Genomic DNA, 18,844 nt, shown 5'->3' with positions numbered 1-18,844 from the left:
CGCCGCGGTGCCGCAGGGAGCGATGATGAACTACAGGGAATGCCTGCTGGGCCTGGTATTGGCAGGTGTGCTGGCACCGACGGCGCAGGCGCGTGGGGACGATAGCGAAACGCTACGCTTCCAGGTGGCCGCGCATGTGCAGGCGCATGCCGATCCCCAGCAGGACGGCAGCATCGCAGTGCATCTGTCACCGTCAGGCAAGCGCCAGACGCTGGCGGGTGCGGCGGATGCCGATGGCAATTCGCGCTGGTCGCTGGAAGACGTCGATTTCGATGGATACCCGGAACTGGTCGCGCGTGCATCGGTGGGCATGGTCAACGAGGCGGTGGCGGTGTACCGCTTCGACCCGGCCAGTGCCGGGTTCCGCGCGCTGCAGGCCGACACCCACGGCAAGGACAGTTGCGGTGACCTGATGGGGTTGAGCGTGGATGCTGCCACTCGAACCCTGACCAGCAGCTGCCGCAGTGGCCCGATGTGGTACGCCGACCAGTACCGGTTCTCGGGCGCGACGCTCTACCTCTACCGCAGCGAGAGTGTGCTGATGCTGGGCGACACGGTGAACGCCGCGTTGCAATGGGAACAGACCGACGAGCAGGGTCCGCTGGCGGTCTGGCGCACCTATGATCCCGCCGGTCGTGTGCTGGAGACCGCCATCGCCGATGGCCTGGGCGCACCGCCCGACGGTCCGCTGCGTGGCCTGCAGGCCACCGTGGTGCCAGCGCGCCTGTTCCTGTTCGACCGACCCGGCGCATCCAGCACCAAGCGTTACCTGGTACAGGGCGACCGTGTGGAAATGCTGGATGAACAGGATGGCTGGATGAAGCTGCGCTACCGCAATCCGAAGCTGGGCGCGGTGGAAGGTTGGATCAACGTCAACGATTGAAGAAAAAAGGGGACGGAGGGAATTAAGTCGTTTGTGCCGTTAACGACTTAATTCCCTCCGTCCCCTTTTTTTGCGGAAGCATCACTTCATCAGGTCTAGCCTCGGACGTTCCCCCGTTCGAGGATGTATCCGATGAGCAAGCGCGTGGCCGAAATCGTGGTGGACGCCCTGCAGCAGGCTGGTGTCCGCCGTTGCTACGGCATCGTGGGCGATACGCTCAACCATGTGACCGATGCGATGCATGGCAGCGAGATCGCCTGGGTGCACGTACGCCATGAAGAAGTGGCAGCGTTCGCCGCAGGCGCCGATTCGTTGGTGAGCGGCCAGTTGACGGCGTGTGCTGGCTCCTGCGGGCCCGGTGGCCTGCATTTCATCAATGGCATCTTCGAGAGCAATCGCAACCGGGCGCCGATGGTGCTGATCGCCAGCCAGATCGTCACCAGCGAACTGGGCATGGAGTTCCCGCAGGAAGTGGACTTCAAGGCGGTGTATGGCAGCTGCACGGTGTTCTGCGAGCAGGTGCACAGTGCCGAGCAGGCGCGACGCGTGGTGGCGCTGGCCTGCCAGGCCGCGATCAGCCGTCGCGGCGTCGCCGTAGTGATCCTGCCGGCTGACATCAGCGAGGCCGAGGTGAAGCACGATGTGCCGTTCTCGGTGCACTACACCCAGCCGGTGCTGCGCCCGTCCGACGCCGAACTGCAGCGCATCGCCGAGCTGCTGGGGCAGGGCAAGCGCATCGGCATCTATGCCGGCGCCGGCTGCCAGGGCGCACACCCGCAGCTGCTGGAACTGGCACGACGCCTGCAGGCGCCGGTCGCGCATACCTCGCGCGCCAAGGATTTCGTCGAGCCGGACAACCCGTACAACATGGGCATGACCGGCATCTTCGGCATCGAATCCGGCTTCCACACGCTGATGGAATGCGACACGCTGCTGCTGCTCGGCGCCGACTTCGCCTGGGGCCAGTTCTACCCGGACAAGGCCACCATCATCCAGGTCGACCGCGATGGCAGCCACCTCGGCCGCCGCCATCCGGTGAACCTTGGCGTGGTCGGTGATATCGCGCCGACGCTGGACGCCTTGCTGCCGATGCTGCCGCCGCGCGAGGACAGCAGTTTCCTGGACGAGTGCATCGAGCGCCGTGACAAGGCACTGAAGAAGCGCGAGAAAGAAGAGCAGCCCGGTGAGGGCGAGCTGATCCATCCGCAGCACCTGACCGCGCTGCTGTCGAAGTACGCCACCGATGATGCACTGTTCACCGCCGACGGAGGCTCGCCGATGGTGTGGGTGTTGCGCCACATCCGTGTCAACGGCCGCCGCCGCACGCTGACCAGCTTGCTGCACGGCACGATGGCCAACGCGATGCCACAGGCACTGGGCCTGCAGAAGGCGTTCCCGGGTCGGCAGGTGATCTCGCTGTCCGGCGATGGTGGCCTGGCGATGCTGTTGGGCGATCTGTTGACGGCCGTGCAGGAAAACCTGCCGATCAAGGTGGTGGTGTTCAACAACGGCTCGCTGAACTTCGTCGAGCTGGAGCAGAAGGTGGAGGGGCTGCTGGACAACTACACCGACCTGAAGAACCCGGACTTCGGCCGCCTGGCCGAGGTGATCGGCTTCCACGGCCGCACCGTGACCCGCAGCGAGGATCTGGAGGAGGCGGTGCAGGACTTCCTGGCGCAGCGCGGCCCGGCGCTGCTGGACGTGCATACCAGCCGCGCCGAGCTGGTGATGCCGCCGCAGATCGAGGCCAAGCAGGTGGCCGGTACCGCGCTGTATGCGGCCAAGGCGGTGTTGAACGGCCGCTTCGACGACGTGAAGCATCTGCTGGTGGACAATTTCCTGAAGAAGTAGGGGGTTGGTCGATGCAGGGCTGCGCCCTGCACCCGCGGTAGTGCCGGCCGCTGGCCGGCAACTTCAAAAGCAAAGGCGGCTATCCGTGGGTAGGTGTCGACCTTGGTCGACACGGTAGATCCACGCCATGCGTGGATAACGTAGAAATGATCGCATTGTGCGTGCAGAGCCGAGCCATGCTCGGCTCAGCGCGAAGCGACCCGCTTTTGCTTTTGATCTTTTGATTCTCACCCGCAGGAAACTGTCAGGGGCCGGGCGGCTAGGCTGCGCAGGGTCGTGAGCCGCATGGGCCCGAGGCATGCCACGGGCGGGTTGGGCAGGACGCCCAACCCCGGTCTTGCCGTGTGCGCAGGACTGCGCACACGAGCAAGCGGCGACCGAGCTTACATGGATGTACTTGCAGCGACCCCTGCGCAGCCTACCCGCCCGGCCCACCCCCTGAGGTCCGCTGTCCGAGACCAACCCCCAGCCACGAGGGGCCCCGCCGTTGGCTGGAACCCATCATTCCACCACGGAATTGGCGCGCCGGCCCCGCTGGGCCTACCATCGGCGGTCCCCACCCCCACCGCCCCTTCCATGTCCGCTCCCGCTTCCGCCGCACCGCGTCGCTGGTTCGTCGCCGGCGACTTCAACGGCTTCTTCGGCCTGGTCGTCGACAACCTCTCCATCCTCGGCTTCATCGCCATGGCCCTGGTCGGGATCTTCCAGTTCCCCGCCGACGTGGTGTTCGGCCGCATGTTCCCCGGCACCGCCTTCGGCGTGCTGGTCGGCAACCTGCTGTACACCCTGATGGCCCGCCGGCTGGCCGCGCGTACCGGCCGCGATGATGTCACCGCCATGCCGCTGGGCCTGGATGCACCGACCAGCATCGGCATGGCGTTGCTGGTGCTCGGCCCAGCCTTCATCGCCTTCAAGCAGCAGGGCATGGACCCGCATGCCGCGGGTATCGCGACCTGGCAGCTGGGCATGGCCGCGCTGGTCATCATGGGCGTGCTCAAGTTCGTGCTGTCGTTCTTCGGCGAAGCGGTCACCCGCGCGCTGCCGCGGGCCGCGCTGCTGGGTTCCATCGCCGGCATCGCGCTGGTGCTGATGGGCCTGCTGCCGCTGCTGGAAACGCTGCGCTCGCCGCTGGTCGGCTTCACCACCCTGGGCCTGCTGCTGTATGTGCTGATCGCCAAGGGCAAGCTGCCGGTGCGTGGCCCGGGCGTGCTGCTGGCCTTCGTGTTCGGCACCGTGCTGTATTACGGGCTGGGCCTGGCCGGTCTGGGCGCGCCGGGCTTCCACGTGCCGGCGTGGGTGCCGCCGCAGGTGGTGCTGCCGCTGCCGACGCTGGGCTTCCTCGACGGCCTGCCCACCGCGATGACCTACCTGCCGCTGCTGCTGCCGTTCGGCCTGCTGATGGTGGTCGGTGGCATCAACGTGTCCGAAAGCGCACGCGCCGCTGGTGATGACTACCGCACCCGCGACATCCTGCTGGTGGAAGCGGTGGCTACGCTGGTGGCCGGTGTCTGCGGCGGCGTGGCGCAGACCACACCGTACATCGGCCAGCCGGCCTACAAGCACATGGGCGCGCGCAGCGGCTACACGCTTCTGACCGGCCTGTTCGTCGGCATCGGCGGCATGCTCGGCATCATCTCCGGGCTGGTGCAGTGGCTGCCGCTGGCGGTGCTGGCACCGATCATCGTGTACGTGGCCATCGACATCACCACCCAGGCCTTCCAGGCCACGCCGCGCCACCATACCGGCGCGATGGTGTTCGGTTTCCTGCCGTCGGTAGCGTACCTGCTGGCGATCAAGGCGCCAGGCTGGATCGCACCGGACCAGCTGCCGCAGCTGCTGACCAAGCTCGATGGCCACGGATTGCCTGAGCTGGCGGTGATCTTCACCCTCGGCAATGGCTTCATCATCACCTCGATGCTGTGGATCTCTGCGGTGGCGGCCATGGTTGATGGCCGCCTGCGCCGCGCCTGCGGCTTCCTGCTGGTGGCGGCGGTGCTGACCCTGTTCGGCCTGATCCACTCGGTGGACCCGCGCGGTGGCATCTACCTGCCGTGGGATCTGGACGGCCTGGCGCGCATCATCAGCTGGCAGTTCGCCGGCGCCTATGTGGCATTGGCGCTGCTGCTGGGCCTGCTGTCACTGCAGAAGCAGGCGGTGAAGCCGCTGGGTGAGAACAGCTGACCCCAGAGTAGTGCCGGCCGCTGGCCGGCATCCTCATGGACCTCGGACGTAGTGTGCAGCTGCCGGCCAGCGGCCGGCACTACCGCTCTCCATCCAGTTCCGGGTAGTGGCGGAAGATGCCGTTGGTGTTGAACGGCAACCGCCGTTCCGAGTCCAGATAGGAGGCAATGTTGGGTCGTTTCGCCACCCGCTCCTGCAGCGCGCGCAGCAGGGGCAGGGTCGGTTCCAGTGCCTGCATGCGGCGTGGGAACATGTAGTTCAGCCCGCTCAGCAGCTGGAACAGCGACAGATCCACATACGAGTGCTCGCGCAGTGCATGGCGGCCACCGTTGGCCGCCAGCACCTGCTCGAAGTAGCTGAGGAACTTCGGTAGCCGTTCGCTGCGCAGCGACGCGGCACGTGCCTTGGCCTCGGTCTTCTGCTCTTCGTAGTACTTCGATGCAGCGATCGGATGGTGGGTGTCATGCACCTCGGCCACCAGGTCGGCGATGGTCAGCTGCAACTGCAGCGCCTGCATCCGCCGCGAGGCTGCCTGTGGCACCAGGTCCAGCGTCGGGCCCAGGAAATCCAGGATTGCCGCGACCTGCGCGATGACCTGGCGACCGGCCTTCAGGAACGGCGGCGCGAAGGGCTGCGCACCTTCACTGCTGCCATCGAGAAACGGCTGCATCACTGCATCGCCGTGCACCCGCGCCATGTCGATGTAGTCGGCACCGGCATCCTCCAGCGCCAGGCGCACGAACTCGCCACGGCCCTGGATGCCGGTCCAGTAGTACAGCGCGTATTGCATGGCAGTGTCTCCACACGACAAGAGCAACAGCCTCGCGCGCGTCGTGCAAAGCAGGCGTGAGCATGGCTGCAGGTCCTGCCCAACCCAAACCGCAGCCGAACGAAGGGGGAACCCTCGCCGACACGGGGGGTCACACCTTCTCCATGCGTGTGAAAACGAGGTGCTGCATCATGCAGAGTGGAAAGGCGGTATGGCCCTGGGTGCTGGGCGTGGTGGTGATCGGCGGTGCGGGCGGGTGGTTGTTCCGCGATCAGCTGAAGAGCCTGGCAGACGGTGTTTCGGTGCCGGTGCAATCGCCCCCCGCCAGTACCGGCACACCGCCACAACCGAATGCGGCTGCGGAACCCGCCCCAACACCACCCCCGATCAAGCATCCGCTGGATACCGAGGCCGCGGCGGATCCGGCGCTGCCGAAGCTGGCTGAAAGCGATGCCGCTGCCTGGGGCGCGCTGAGCCAGCTGTTCCAGGGCGAGGGTCCGCTGACCCTGCTGCTGCGCGATCATCTGATCCAGCGCCTGGTCACCCAGGTCGATAACCTGGACAAACCCAGCGTGCCACCCACCGCGCTGGCCGCGCGGCCGCTGCCGGGCAACCTGCAGGTCGAGGCGGGCGAAGGCGGTGAACGCATCGCCGCCAGCAATGCGGCGCGCTATGCGCCCTACGTGCAGGCATTTGCCGCGCTCGACCCGGCGGCAACGGCTACCGCCTACAAGCGCTTCTATCCGCTGATCCAGCAGGCTTACGTGGACCTTGGCCGGCCCGAGGGCTATTTCAACGACCGTCTGGTCACGGTGATCGACCACCTGCTGGAGACCCCGGAACTGGCCCAGCCGCCGCTGGTGCAGCGCGACGAACGGGGCCGCTATCGCTTCGTCGATCCCACCCTGCAGTCACGCTCGATCGGGCAGAAGGCCCTGCTGCGTATAGATCCGGCGCAGGCGCGGGCGGTCAAGCAGCAGCTGCGGGCGATCCGCAGCGCGATCACCCGTTGAACCCTTCCACCGCGCGGAACTGATCGGGATCAACGCGCCGACCACACCCGTTCCGGCATGCTGGCCGCAGGCTGACTGGCCTCGGGGTGCAGTCGCAGTCACCCTTGAAACGGGGTGGGGCAACCGCATCTTTCCAGCATCGCCGGCGCGGGCCGGCCCTGATGACCGATGAGGATTCGCAATGCGGATGGACAAGCTCACCTCGCGTTTCCAGCAGGCGCTGGCAGACGCACAGTCGCTGGCCGTGGGCCGCGACAACAGCATCATCGAACCGGTTCACCTGTTCAGCGCGCTGCTGGACCAGCAGGGCGGCAGCACGCGCCCGCTGCTGGCCCAGGCCGGGGTGAACGTGCCGGTGCTGCGCGAGCGCCTGACCGAGGCGCTGGATGCACTGCCGAAGGTGTCCGGCCAGGCCGGCAACGTCTCGATGGGCAATGACCTGGGGCGCCTGCTGAACCAGACCGACAAGCTGGCCCAGCAGAACGGCGATGCCTTCATTGCCAGCGAGTGGTTCGTGCTGGCGGCGCTGGACGACGGCGGCACGCTGGGCATGGCGCTGCGCGCCGCCGGTGCCGACAAGACCCGCCTGCAGGCTGCGATCGACAAGCTGCGTGGCGGCGAGAACGTGCAGTCGGAGAACGCCGAGGAACAGCGGCAGGCGCTGGAGAAGTACACCATCGACCTGACCGCGCGCGCCGAGAGCGGCAAGCTCGATCCGGTGATCGGCCGTGACGAGGAAATCCGCCGCACGATCCAGGTGCTGCAGCGCCGGACCAAGAACAACCCGGTGCTGATCGGCGAACCTGGCGTTGGCAAGACCGCGATCGTCGAAGGCCTGGCCCAGCGCATCATCAACGACGAAGTGCCCGAGGGCCTGCGCGGCAAGCGTGTGCTGTCGCTGGACATGGGCGCGCTGATTGCCGGTGCCAAGTTCCGCGGTGAGTTCGAAGAGCGGTTGAAGGGCGTGCTCAACGACCTGGCCAAGAGCGAAGGGCAGATCATCCTGTTCATCGATGAGCTGCACACCATGGTCGGCGCCGGCAAGGCCGACGGCGCGATGGATGCCGGCAACATGCTGAAGCCGGCGTTGGCACGCGGCGAGCTGCACTGCGTGGGCGCCACCACGCTGGATGAGTACCGCAAGTACATCGAAAAGGACGCCGCGCTGGAGCGCCGCTTCCAGAAGGTCTTCGTGGGCGAACCGTCGGTGGAAGACACCATCGCGATCCTGCGCGGGCTGAAGGAAAAGTACGCGGTGCACCACGGTGTGGAAATCACCGACCCGGCCATCGTCGCCGCTGCGACGCTGTCCAACCGATACATCACCGACCGCCAGCTGCCGGACAAGGCCATCGATCTGATGGACGAGGCGGCCTCGCGCCTGCGCATGGAAATCGACTCCAAGCCGGAGGAGCTGGACCGCCTAGAACGCCGGGTGATCCAGCTGAAGATCCAGCGCGAGATGCTGAAGAAGGAAAAGGACGAAGCCTCGCGGCAGCGCCTGGCCGATCTGGAGAACGACATCGATGCGCTGGAGCGTGAGTTCTCCGACCTCAATGAAATCTGGAAGTCGGAGAAGGCAGCGCTGCAGGGTGCGACCAAGATCAAGGAGCAGGTCGAACAGGCCAAGCTGGAGCTGGAAGCCGCGCAGCGCCGCCAGGATTTCGCCAAGATGAGCGAGATCCAGTACGGCCTGCTGCCGCAGCTGGAAAAGCAGCTGGCCGCTGCGCAGGAAGCCGAACACAGGGACTTCAAGCTGGTGCAGGACCGGGTCACCGACGAGGAGATCGCCGAGGTCGTGTCGCGCTGGACCGGCATTCCGGTCAACAAGATGCTCGAAGGTGAGCGCGACAAGCTGCTGCGGATGGAAGAGGTGCTGCACAACCGCGTGGTCGGCCAGGAGGAAGCGATCAAGGTCGTCTCCGATGCCGTGCGCCGTTCGCGTGCGGGCCTGTCCGATCCGAATCGCCCGGCCGGTTCGTTCCTGTTCCTCGGCCCGACCGGCGTCGGCAAGACCGAGCTGTGCAAGTCGCTGGCCGAGTTCCTGTTCGACAGTGCCGACGCGATGATCCGCATCGACATGAGCGAGTTCATGGAGAAGCACAGCGTCGCCCGCCTGATCGGTGCGCCCCCGGGCTACGTTGGTTACGAGGAGGGTGGCTACCTGACCGAGGCCGTGCGTCGCCGTCCGTACTCGCTGATCCTGCTGGACGAAGTGGAGAAGGCGCATCCGGATGTGTTCAACATCCTGCTGCAGGTGCTGGACGATGGCCGCCTGACCGATGGCCAGGGCCGCACCGTGGACTTCCGCAACACCGTCATCGTGATGACCTCGAACCTGGGTTCGCACCAGATCCAGGACATGAGCAGCGATGACAGCCCGGAGGCCTATACGCAGATGAAGGCGGCGGTAATGGGCGTGGTGCAGGCGCACTTCCGCCCGGAGTTCATCAACCGCCTGGACGACATCGTGGTGTTCCACCCGCTGGACAAGCAGCAGATCAAGCAGATCGCGCGCATCCAGATGCGTGGGCTGGAAAAGCGCCTGGCCGAACGTGGTTTGAAGCTGCTGGTGTCCGATGCAGCGTTCGACCTGCTTGGCAACGTTGGTTTCGATCCGGTGTACGGCGCACGTCCGTTGAAGCGTGCGATCCAGGCGCAGCTGGAGAACCCGCTGGCGCAGAAGATCCTGTCCGGCGCCTTCGTCAACGGCGACACCATCGAAGTCGGCAACGACGGCGGCCACCTGGTGTTCGCCAAGGCGTGAGTCCATCGGGGCGCTGCCTGACCGCAGCGCCCCGTTTCCTGCGGAGTACGCCGGGCCATGCCCGGCGCTCACTCAGAAGCGGTGCGTATAGCCGCTCATCAAGCCGAACTGGTTCGCCTTCTGCACGATCGGGCTGTCGGCCGCATCGCCGAGCAGGCGCGTGCCTTCGGCCGAGATGTACCAGTTGCCATTGCGGCCCACGCGGTGGCTCCATTTCAGGCCAAGACCGGCGCTGACCAGCCCAGCCTTCGGCGTGTGCTGGGCAAAGCCGGTGCGCGCCGCCTGTTCCGGGCTGACGCCGTACCAGGTCTGCATGTAACCGCGATTGCCGTAGTCGGTGGAAACACTGCCGCTGACCACGCCACCGGCCAGGTCGAACAGCGGCATGCTCAGATTCAGATGGATCTGCTGGGTAGCCAGGCCGTTCTCGGCCTTGTCCTCGTCCTTGCGGGTGAACTGCCAGGAGCCGCTCAGCACGGCTTCGCCCAGCGTATAACCAGCCGAGACACCGACCAGGGGACGGGTATCGATATCACCCATGCCGCGCAGGAAGTCCGAACCGCCGAGCAGGGAGTCCTTGTCGCGGCGGATGCCGCTGGCGCCGACGTAGGCACGCATACGGGTGTGCTCGCCAATGGACGTGCCCCAACCGATGCCACTGGTGCCCAGAAACCAGCCCCCCGGCGAGGTGACATCGAACGACAGCGACGGCGTCGCGCGGTATTCCTCGCTGCCGCTGTAGCGCGGCGTCACGCCACCACCAGCGGCGAGCTCGAAGGTCCAGTGGTCATCCTTGGCGTGGGCGATCGGCGCGGCGAACAGCGGCAGCAGGGCCAGGCAGAGCAGGGTGGGGGAACGGCGAAGCTGGGACATGGAATCTCTCGACAATGGGAGGAAAGCAGCGCGCGCATCCGGCGAGTGCTGCAGGGTCGCCAGCGTGGCGATATGCCGGCGACCGATCCCTCCGCAGTTGTGCGGGAGTTGTAATCAACTGTAATGGCGCCCGTGGGCGTTCAGCTGGCAGCCAGCGGCCAGTGCATTTCCAGACGCGCGCCACCCAGCGTGGCGCGGCTGATGCGCAGCTCGCCACCGTGGCGGGCTGCAATGCGGTTGACGATGGCCAGGCCCAGCCCGAAGCCGCCGGTATCGCGGCTGCGGCTGTCATCCAGGCGGGTGAACGGGCGCATTACTTTTTCGTGGTCGGCCTCGGCGATGCCCGGGCCGTCGTCATCCACGCGCAGGCACGCGCGGCCGCCGAAACTGACCAGCGACACTTCCACCTGCGAACGCGCGTGGCGCAGCGCATTGCCCACCAGATTGCTCAGCGCCAGCTGCAGCAGCCGCGGTTCGGCATCCACCCGCGGCAACGCACTGGGCTGCACGCGCAGGACCACGCCGGCTCGTTCGGCATCACGGCGTGCATCGGCCAGGCAGGCCTGCAGCCAGTCGTTGGCTTCAATGCGCTGCATCGGCTCGCCTTCGCCGGGATGCTCCAGACGCTCATAGGCCAGCAGTTCGCTGACCAGCCGGTTGAGTTCGGCCAGGTCGCCGTGCAGCCCCTGTGCCAGCCGTGTACGGCGTTCGTGATCGTCGCTGTCCTGCATCAGGTCCAGGCCGAAGGCCACGCGCGCGATGGGCGTGCGCAGTTCGTGCGATATGGCATGGGTGAGGTCGCGCTGGCGCTGCACCAGCTCGGCCACGCGCGCGGCCATGCGGTTGGAATGGTCGACGATGACGCGGATCTGCGAGCGTGGCGAAACCTGCGCGCGCGCCTGCAGATCGCCGGCGCCGATGCGGTCTGCATGCACGCGCAGCGCGTCCAGGTCGCGCCAGAGCAGGCGCACCCAGGCGTACAGGCTGGCGCCCACCAGCAGCAGGATGCTGAGGTAGGCGGCGATGGTCATGTACGTCGTCATCTGCACCGCGCCAGGCAGGCGCAGGTGCAGCCAGCGGCCATCGCTGCCCTCGATGGGCAGCAGGACCTGCTGGTATTGATCGCGCACGATGAAACCATCGGCCTTCACGGCCACCTGTTCCTGCGCGTCGAGTGCGGGAGGTTTGTCGAGCAGGGTCAGGGCGATGCCGTAGTGTGGCTGCCACTGCTGCAGGCGCTCACGCTGCTGGTCGGCATCCAGGCCGGCCAGGCCACTGCGCAGGGCGTACACCTGACCACGCACCTGCTGGACGAAGACGCGATCCTGCACGGGCGTGTAGATGCCGTCCAGGATGTGGTTGAGGAAGAACACCGAGGCCAGGAAGCAGGCGCCGGTGACGAACCACAGCCACAGGAACAGCCGCTTCATTCCGACCAGGCCGCAGGATTGAACTGGTAGCCGCGCCCCCACACGGTCTTGATCCGCCGGGGTTCGCGCGCATCGTCGCCCAGCTTGCGGCGAAGCTTGCCGATGCTGACATCGACACTGCGGTCCAGCCCGTCGAAGCCGATGCCGCGCACCGCCTGCAGGATCTGGTCACGCGAGAGAATCTGCCCCGGCTGGCTGGCCAGCAGCCACAGGATCTCGAATTCGGTGGTGCCCATGTCCACCGGCTGGCCGTGCAGATGCACCTCGCGCTGCATGCGGTCGATCAGCAGCTCGCCGTGCATGAGGCGGCAGGGGCTGCCGGTGTTGCTGCTGCCATGGCGGCGGCGCAGCAGGGCGCGCAGGCGGGCCAGCAGCAGGCGCGGCTCGATCGGCTTGTGCACATAGTCGTCGGCGCCCGATTCCAGGCCGAGCACCTGTTCGATGTCGTCCTCGCAGGCGGTCAGCATCAGGATCGGCACATCGGAGAAGCTGCGGATCTGCCGGCACACATCGATGCCGCCAAGGCCGGGCAGCATCAGGTCCAGCACCACCAGTTCCGGCGCGTGCTGGCGGCAGGCCGCACCGGCGAGGTCGCCACGGGCCACATGCTGCACGGCGAAGCCATGTTCGTGCAGGTAGTCGCTGACCAGTTCGGCCAGGCGGCGGTCGTCCTCCACCAGCAGCACCGGGGTCGGCGAGCCGCTGGCGGCGGGTGTCCAGGGGGATGACTGCATGCGCTTGGGCCTCCGTGCCCGGGCAGGAGCGCCCGGCGGCGAAGCCTAGCAACGCCCCGTGACCGCTGCCTGAATCGCGGCCAACCTGATAACCCCCGGTATGGACGTCATCGCCAGCAGCTTTCAGCGGCGGGCGACGGCTGGCCTATGGTGGCGGTTTCCCCGGATGGAGCCTGGTGCAATGAGCGACCCGCAGTGGCAACTGGAAACCCTGGCCGTGCATGGCGGCTACCGTCCCGACCCGACCACCCGCGCGGTGGCGGTGCCGATCTACCAGACGGTGGCGTATGCCTTCGATGACACCCAGCACGGCGCCGATCTGTTCGACCTGAAGGTGCCCGGCAACATCTACACCCGCATCATGAACCCCACCACCGACGTGCTGGAACAGCGCCTGGCCGCACTGGAGGGTGGCATCGGCGCGCTGGCACTGGCCTCGGGGCAGGCGGCGATCACCTATGCCATCCAGACCATTGCCGAGGCCGGTGACAACATCGTTGCCTCCAGTGCGCTGTATGGCGGCAGCCTCAACCTGCTGGCGCACACGCTGCCGCAGTACGGCATCCAGGCGCGCTTCGCCGACCCGGCCGATCCGTCCGCCTTCGCCGCGCTGATCGACGAACGCACCAAGGCGGTGTTCGTCGAATCGATCGGCAACCCGCGTGGCAACGTCACCGACATCGCGGCGATTGCCGAGGTCGCGCATGCCGCCGGCGTGCCGCTGATCGTCGACAACACCGTGGCCACCCCGTTCCTGTTGCGCCCGTTCGAGCACGGCGCCGACATCGTGGTGCATTCGCTGACCAAGTACCTCGGCGGCCACGGCAACAGCCTGGGCGGCGCGATCGTCGATTCCGGCCGCTTCGACTGGGCTGCACAGCCCCAGCGCTTCGCGCGGCTCAACCAGCCCGACCCCAGCTACCACGGCGTGGTCTATACCGAAGCGCTCGGGCCAGCGGCCTACATCGGCCGCGCGCGGGTGGTGCCGCTGCGCAATACCGGCGCGGCGCTGTCACCGTTCAACGCGTTCCTGATCCTGCAGGGCATCGAAACCCTGGCGCTGCGCATGGAGCGCATCAACGCCAACGCGCTGGCTGTCGCGCAGTTCCTGAAGTCACACGCAAAGGTGGCCTGGGTGCGCTACGCCGGGCTGGCCGACGACCCCGAGCACGCCGCCGCGCAGCGCTACCTGGGCGGGCACGGCTCGGGCGTACTGACCTTCGGCCTGCCGGGCGGCCGTGAAGCCGGCGCACGTTTCCTCGATGCGCTGAAGCTGTTCACCCGCCTGGTCAACCTGGGCGATGCAAAATCGCTGGCCACCCATCCCGCCTCGACTACCCATCGCCAGCTGGACGCCGCCGAACTGGCCAAGGCCGGTGTCAGCGAAGACACCGTGCGGCTGTCGATCGGCATCGAGCATATCGGCGACCTGCGTGCCGACCTGGAGCAGGCCCTGGCTGGCGCCTGATAGCCGCACGCTTGGTCGTCATCGCCACAGGCGATCACCACCGGCACCGCGATGCGCTACGGTGGAACTGCCTCTCCAAGGCATGGCAACGTGGCGATCCAGATCCCCGGTCGATGCGGGTCGACCGGGGATTTTTTTGTTTCCGAGGTCAGATGCACCGCCGTGTCGACCAAGGTCGACACCTACCAACAGCCGCAGGAAATTGTCGAAGGCAGGGTGGGCCCGGTTGCAGGGGCGTGAGCGCCATGGATGGCGCGACCGAGCCTCCATGGACGGATTCACGGCGTCCCCTGCAACCGGACCCACCCTGCCATCCCACGGAATGCCAGCTTTTGCTTTTGTCGTTGCCGTTGCTTCAGCAGGTGCAGGGCTGCAAGCCCTGCCGCACCCACACTCCTCACACCACCGGAATACTGTGCTGTCCCAGCCCGCGATACGGCGGCGTGGCCATCACCATCTCGGCCAGCGAGTACGCCAGCTCACGCTCGGCCATCACCGTGCCATCCGCACCGTGTTCCAGCAGATGCTTCACCTCGGCGTCGCTGTGCGCACGCGCCAGCAGGGTCAGATCCGGATTGATCGCACGCAGCTTGGCCAGCGCCTCACCGGCTTCCAGCGGCTGAGGAATCGCCAGCACCGCAATCTTCGCGCGTTCCGGATGCGCTTCGGCCAGCACGCGGTCGGCAGCAGCACTACCACGGATCGCCGCCAGGCCCTTCGCGTGCGCCTGTTCGACGTGCTCCTTGTTGTCATCGATCACCAGCACCGGCACGCCACGGTCGCGCAGCACCTGCGCCAGTTCGCTGCCCACCCGGCCATAGCCGATCACGATGGCGTGGTCATGCAGATCGCGCGACGGGCCGATCGCTTCGGGCGGCTCGGGTACCTGCGGAGACTGCTCCTGCTTGGCCTGCCAACGGTCGAGCAGGCCGAACACCAGCGGGTTGAGCATGATCGACACCAGTGCCCCGGCCAGCACCAGCGACTGGCCTTCCTTCGGCAGTATCTGCAGCGCGACGCCGAGGCCGGCGATGATGAAGGCGAACTCGCCGATCTGCGCCAGGCTGGCCGAGATGGTCAGCGCGGTGCTGGTCGGGTGGCCGAACGCACGCACGATGAAGAACGCGGCGGCCGACTTGCCGAACATGATGATCAGCACCGTGGCCAGCACCTGCCACGGGTGCTGCACGATGATGTTGGGGTCGAACAGCATGCCGACCGAGACGAAGAACAGCACCGCGAACGCATCGCGCAGCGGCAGCGAATCATGCGCGGCCTTGTGGCTCAGTTCTGATTCGTTGAGCAGCATGCCGGCGAAGAACGCGCCCAGCGCGAACGAGACGCCGAACAGCATCGCCGAGCCGAACGCCACGCCCAGCGCGATCGCCAGCACGGACAGGGTGAACAGCTCACGCGAACCGGTACCGGCGATGCGTTCCAGGATCCACGGGATGACCCGGCGCCCGACCACCAGCATCACCGCCACGAACAGGCCCAGCTGCACGAAGGTCCAGCCGATGTCGGCCAGCACGCTGCCCAGCGAGTGCGATTCCTTGGCCGCGTCGGGGCCGAACACACCGGCCATCACCGGCATCATCACCAGCGCCAGCACACAGGCCAGGTCTTCCACGATCAGCCAGCCGACCGCGATCTTGCCGCGCATGGTTTCCAGCAGGCGGCGTTCCTCCATCGCCCGCAGCAGTACCACGGTACTGGCGGTGGCCAGCGAGAAACCGAAGATGACGCCATGCAGGGCTGGCCAGCCCATCAGCGAGGCCACGCCCCAGCCGAGCAGGGTAGCGACCGCGATCTGGCCGATGGCACCGGGGATGGCGATGGCCTTGACCGCCATCAGGTCCTTCAGCGAGAAGTGCAGGCCGACGCCGAACATCAGCAGCATCACGCCCAGCTCGGCCAGCTGGTTGGCCAGCGCCTGGTCGGCGACGAAGCCGGGGGTGAACGGGCCTACGCAGATGCCAGCAACCAGGTAACCGACCAAGGGAGACAAGCGGAGCTTGTTGGCCAGCGCGCCGAAGATGAAGGCGAGCCCGAGGCCAACGGCAACGATGTTGATCAGGTCGGTGTCATGGTGCATCGGCACTCGCAGGAAAGCGGGGGGATGTCCCGATTTTCACCTAATGCGCCAAATGCGGCAAACCCAGGGGCAAATCCCTTCCCGCATGGAAGGCACCTGCCCCCTGGGTTTGCCCGCGCATTTCTCCTCTACCTCCGCCTTCGGCGCGCCCCTTCAACAAGAAGGGGCTCTCCTCCAGATGCGGCGAGGGGATGCCGGCCAGCGGCCGGCACTACCAGAGCGGCGCTGGGTATGGCCCGGCGCTACCAATACCGCTTACCAGGTGTACTTGACCCGGCCGTACACGTAGGCGCCGTTGAAGCCGAACGGCGAGTAGTTGCTGTACGGCAGCATGCCGAAGGTGGAGTTCTGCAGGTCTTCGGTGCGGTCCGGGTACTTGTCCAGCAGGTTGTCGGCGCCCACGGTCAGGGTCCAGTTGCTGCTCGGCTTGTAGCTGGCCGAGGCATCCACCACCCAGGCGTCGCCGTAGGTCTGGTCGCGCAGTGCGGTGGCCGAGTTGCGCACGGTGAATTTGCCGTAGCGGGTCGCGGCCAGGCCCAGTTCCCAGTGGTCCGAACGCCAGGTGCCGCTCAGGATCGCCTTGTCGCGCGGATAGCTGTCCTCGATGCGGCCGATCTCATCGCGGCCGATCAGCGACTGGGTCAGGCCCAGCGTGCCGAACACCGCCGGGGTGCCGCCGACGCGGCGCACTTCGGTGTCGTTGTAGCTGTACGCGGCGGTCAGTTCCAGGCTGCTGGCGCTGAAGGGCACCGTGTAGCTGGACACGAAATCGACACCGCGGGTGCGCGTATCCAGGCCGTTGGTGAAGTACGAGAACGCGGTCACCTGCGGCAGGCCCAGCGTGCCCAGCAGCGCGCTGGTGGCGGTGTTGGTGGTGATGCTGGACGACAATGCGATGCGGTCATCGATGTCGATCTGGTAGGCGTCGACGGTGATGTACAGGCGGTCGACCGGCTGCAGCACCAGGCCCAGGCTGTAGGAGGTGGAGGTCTCGGCCTTCAGCGGCGAGGCGCCCAGCGCCTGCGCAGCCGGGCTGGTGGTGGGGAAGGTGCCGCGCTCGACGAACACGCCGTTGAGGAACTGGCTGGTGACCGCCTGGTAGCCCTGCTGCGCCAGCGAAGGTGCACGGAATCCGCTGGACGCGGTGGCCCGCAGCGCAACCTTGTCGGTGAACGCGTAGCGCGCCGACAGCTTGCCGGAGAAGCGGTCGCCGAAGTCCGAGTAATCCTCGTAGCGGCCGGTGATGCCGGCCGAGAACTTCTCGGTCAGGTCCGCTTCCAGGCCGGCATAGACCGCGTAGTTGTGGCGGTCGGCATGCACTTCATTGGTGGGGGTGAAGCCACCGAAGCCCTGCGCGCCACTGCCGGTGTACGAGTTCAGCTCGCCCGGCTTCTGGTCCCACTTTTCCTTGCGGTACTCACCGCCGAAGGACAGTGTGACCGGGTAGGCCAGGCCCCAGTCCAGCGACTTGGTCAGGTCGGCGTTGAAGATGTCCTGCTGGTACTTCAGCGTGCCGTCGTAGAACGAGCGCGGGCTGGTTGCGCCGAGACTGTAGTTGATGCTGTTGCGGGTGTGGAAGTCGAGGGTGTTCTCGCCGTGGTTCAGGCTCAGGTCCCAGGTCCAGCCGTTGTCGGTGTTGCCCTTGACCCCGGCCACCAGCGAGCGGTCCTTGGAGTACTGGTTGATCTCCGGCACGAAGCCGTCCGGGTAGGTCTGCGCCAGCAGCGCGCTCTGCCCACTGTGGTTGCGCGAGCGGTAGAACGCGAACGAGGTGATGTCGCGGTTGCTGAGCAGCGCGCTGGCGTAGCCGGTCACGCGGTCGCTGAAATCGAAACTGGCGTTGACCGAAGCCGCAGTCGCATCCACGCGCGGGTCGCCGACGATGAAGGTCTTCTGGCCGATGCTCGGGAAGTTGCCGGTGTTCGGGGTGGTGCCGCGGTACGGGCCGGCGCGGTTGCTTTCGTCCTGCTGGCTGATCTGGCCGGCCACGTGCACGCGGCCACGGCCGTTGCCGAACTCGACGCCGGTATCGCCGGAGAGCTGGTACTTGTTGCCGTCACCGGCCGAGTACTGGCCGTAGTCCACCGCCAGGCTGCCGCCACTGCCGCTGCCCTTGAGCACGATGTTGATGACGCCGGCGATGGCGTCCGAGCCGTACTGTGCCGACGCACCGTCGCGCAGCACTTCCACGCGTTCGATGGCGGCGATCGGGATCGCATTGATGTCCACTGCCGACGAACCACGGCCGATGCTGCCGTTGACGTTGATCATCGCCGAGGTGTGGCGGCGCTTGCCGTCGACCAGCACCAGCACCTGGTCCGGCGACAGGCCGCGCAGCTGCGCCGGGCGCACGCCGCTGGTGCCATCGGTCAGGGCAGGGCGCGGGAAGTTCAGCGAGGGCAGGGCGCGCGACAGCGCGGTGGCCAGCTCGCTGGTGCCGGTGGACTGCAGGGCTTCGGGGGTGATGATGTCGATCGGCGACTGCGATTCGGCCACCGTGCGGTCGGCCACGCGGGTGCCGGTGACGATCACCGTGTCCAGGGTGTTGGCGGCGGTGCCGGCCTGCTGGGCAGCGGCAACGAACGGAGAGCCACCGAGTGCGACAGCGACGGCGGCGGCGATCAGGCTGGTCTTGCGGGTCATCGGGACGGAGCTCCGGTTGGCGGGGGCGGCACCGGAATCGACATCACGGGGGTGAGGCGGACGGCGGTTGTTGCGGTGCGCAAAGCAGGAATTAACGGGATATTCAGTGCGTGTCAAATGCCAGTCATCGGAAAAAA

General features: G+C 66.8%; 12 protein-coding genes. 6 read left to right on the top strand and 6 right to left on the bottom strand.

Features of this window, described 5'->3' with window-relative positions; genetic code table 11:
• The first annotated feature begins 25 nt into the window (after nt 1-25).
• The 3 genes from ACZK13_RS16475 to ACZK13_RS16465 all read left to right on the top strand — a co-directional run bounded on the left by ACZK13_RS16475 (nt 26) and on the right by ACZK13_RS16465 (nt 4,915).
• Nucleotides 26-883 (top strand): SH3 domain-containing protein, encoded by an 858-nt coding sequence (locus tag ACZK13_RS16475; RefSeq protein WP_478481941.1) that lies wholly within the window; start codon nt 26-28, stop codon nt 881-883.
• Between the two features lie 132 nt (nt 884-1,015).
• A complete protein-coding gene (locus ACZK13_RS16470; RefSeq protein WP_478481939.1) occupies nt 1,016-2,734 on the top strand; it encodes a thiamine pyrophosphate-dependent enzyme in 1,719 nt (572 codons plus the stop codon).
• Nucleotides 2,735-3,310: 576 nt separating this feature from the next.
• Nucleotides 3,311-4,915, top strand: coding sequence for a SulP family inorganic anion transporter (locus ACZK13_RS16465; RefSeq protein ID WP_032128551.1), 1,605 nt, complete (start codon nt 3,311-3,313; stop codon nt 4,913-4,915).
• A gap of 79 nt (nt 4,916-4,994) precedes the next feature.
• Here ACZK13_RS16465 and ACZK13_RS16460 read toward each other — a convergent pair whose 3' ends face one another.
• Nucleotides 4,995-5,705: a glutathione S-transferase gene (locus ACZK13_RS16460; protein WP_032128550.1), complete on the bottom strand. Its 711-nt coding sequence runs from the start codon at nt 5,703-5,705 to the stop codon at nt 4,995-4,997.
• Between the two features lie 170 nt (nt 5,706-5,875).
• Here ACZK13_RS16460 and ACZK13_RS16455 point away from each other — a divergent pair, with 170 nt between their 5' ends.
• Together ACZK13_RS16455 and clpB are read left to right on the top strand one after the other, a co-directional pair.
• Complete coding sequence (locus ACZK13_RS16455) at nt 5,876-6,697, top strand: DUF3014 domain-containing protein (protein WP_253145666.1); 822 nt, start codon at nt 5,876-5,878, stop codon at nt 6,695-6,697.
• A 181-nt stretch (nt 6,698-6,878) separates the two neighbouring features.
• Nucleotides 6,879-9,464 (top strand): ATP-dependent chaperone ClpB, encoded by a 2,586-nt coding sequence (clpB, locus tag ACZK13_RS16450; RefSeq protein WP_253145664.1) that lies wholly within the window; start codon nt 6,879-6,881, stop codon nt 9,462-9,464.
• A 72-nt stretch (nt 9,465-9,536) separates the two neighbouring features.
• Here the strand turns inward: clpB and ACZK13_RS16445 are convergent, their stop codons facing one another.
• The 3 genes from ACZK13_RS16445 to ACZK13_RS16435 form a co-directional block, all read right to left on the bottom strand.
• Nucleotides 9,537-10,337 carry a MipA/OmpV family protein gene (locus tag ACZK13_RS16445; RefSeq protein ID WP_253145662.1) on the bottom strand — a complete coding sequence of 267 codons (801 nt, stop codon included), beginning with the start codon at nt 10,335-10,337 and terminating at the stop codon, nt 9,537-9,539.
• Nucleotides 10,338-10,477: 140 nt separating this feature from the next.
• Nucleotides 10,478-11,767, bottom strand: coding sequence for an ATP-binding protein (locus tag ACZK13_RS16440; RefSeq protein WP_253145660.1), 1,290 nt, complete (start codon nt 11,765-11,767; stop codon nt 10,478-10,480).
• Nucleotides 11,764-12,501: a winged helix-turn-helix domain-containing protein gene (locus tag ACZK13_RS16435; protein WP_253145650.1), complete on the bottom strand. Its 738-nt coding sequence runs from the start codon at nt 12,499-12,501 to the stop codon at nt 11,764-11,766. The genes ACZK13_RS16440 and ACZK13_RS16435 overlap by 4 nt, the downstream gene beginning before the upstream one ends.
• A gap of 181 nt (nt 12,502-12,682) precedes the next feature.
• Between ACZK13_RS16435 and ACZK13_RS16430 the strand changes: the two genes are divergently transcribed.
• The gene (locus ACZK13_RS16430; RefSeq protein WP_032128543.1) at nt 12,683-13,969 is read left to right on the top strand and encodes an O-acetylhomoserine aminocarboxypropyltransferase/cysteine synthase family protein; all 1,287 of its coding nucleotides are present in this window, start codon (nt 12,683-12,685) and stop codon (nt 13,967-13,969) included.
• A gap of 397 nt (nt 13,970-14,366) precedes the next feature.
• Here the strand turns inward: ACZK13_RS16430 and ybaL are convergent, their stop codons facing one another.
• Nucleotides 14,367-16,064: a YbaL family putative K(+) efflux transporter gene (gene ybaL, locus ACZK13_RS16425; RefSeq protein WP_253145648.1), complete on the bottom strand. Its 1,698-nt coding sequence runs from the start codon at nt 16,062-16,064 to the stop codon at nt 14,367-14,369.
• Nucleotides 16,065-16,319: 255 nt separating this feature from the next.
• Entirely contained in the window at nt 16,320-18,707 is a 2,388-nt protein-coding gene (locus tag ACZK13_RS16420; protein WP_032128541.1) for a TonB-dependent receptor plug domain-containing protein, read from the bottom strand.
• Between the last annotated feature and the right edge of the window lie 137 nt (nt 18,708-18,844).

This window comes from Stenotrophomonas sp. 99219_Sma (assembly GCF_056480785.1).
Note: the sequence above shows the minus strand (reverse complement) of the source record. Positions and strands in the feature narration are given on the sequence as shown.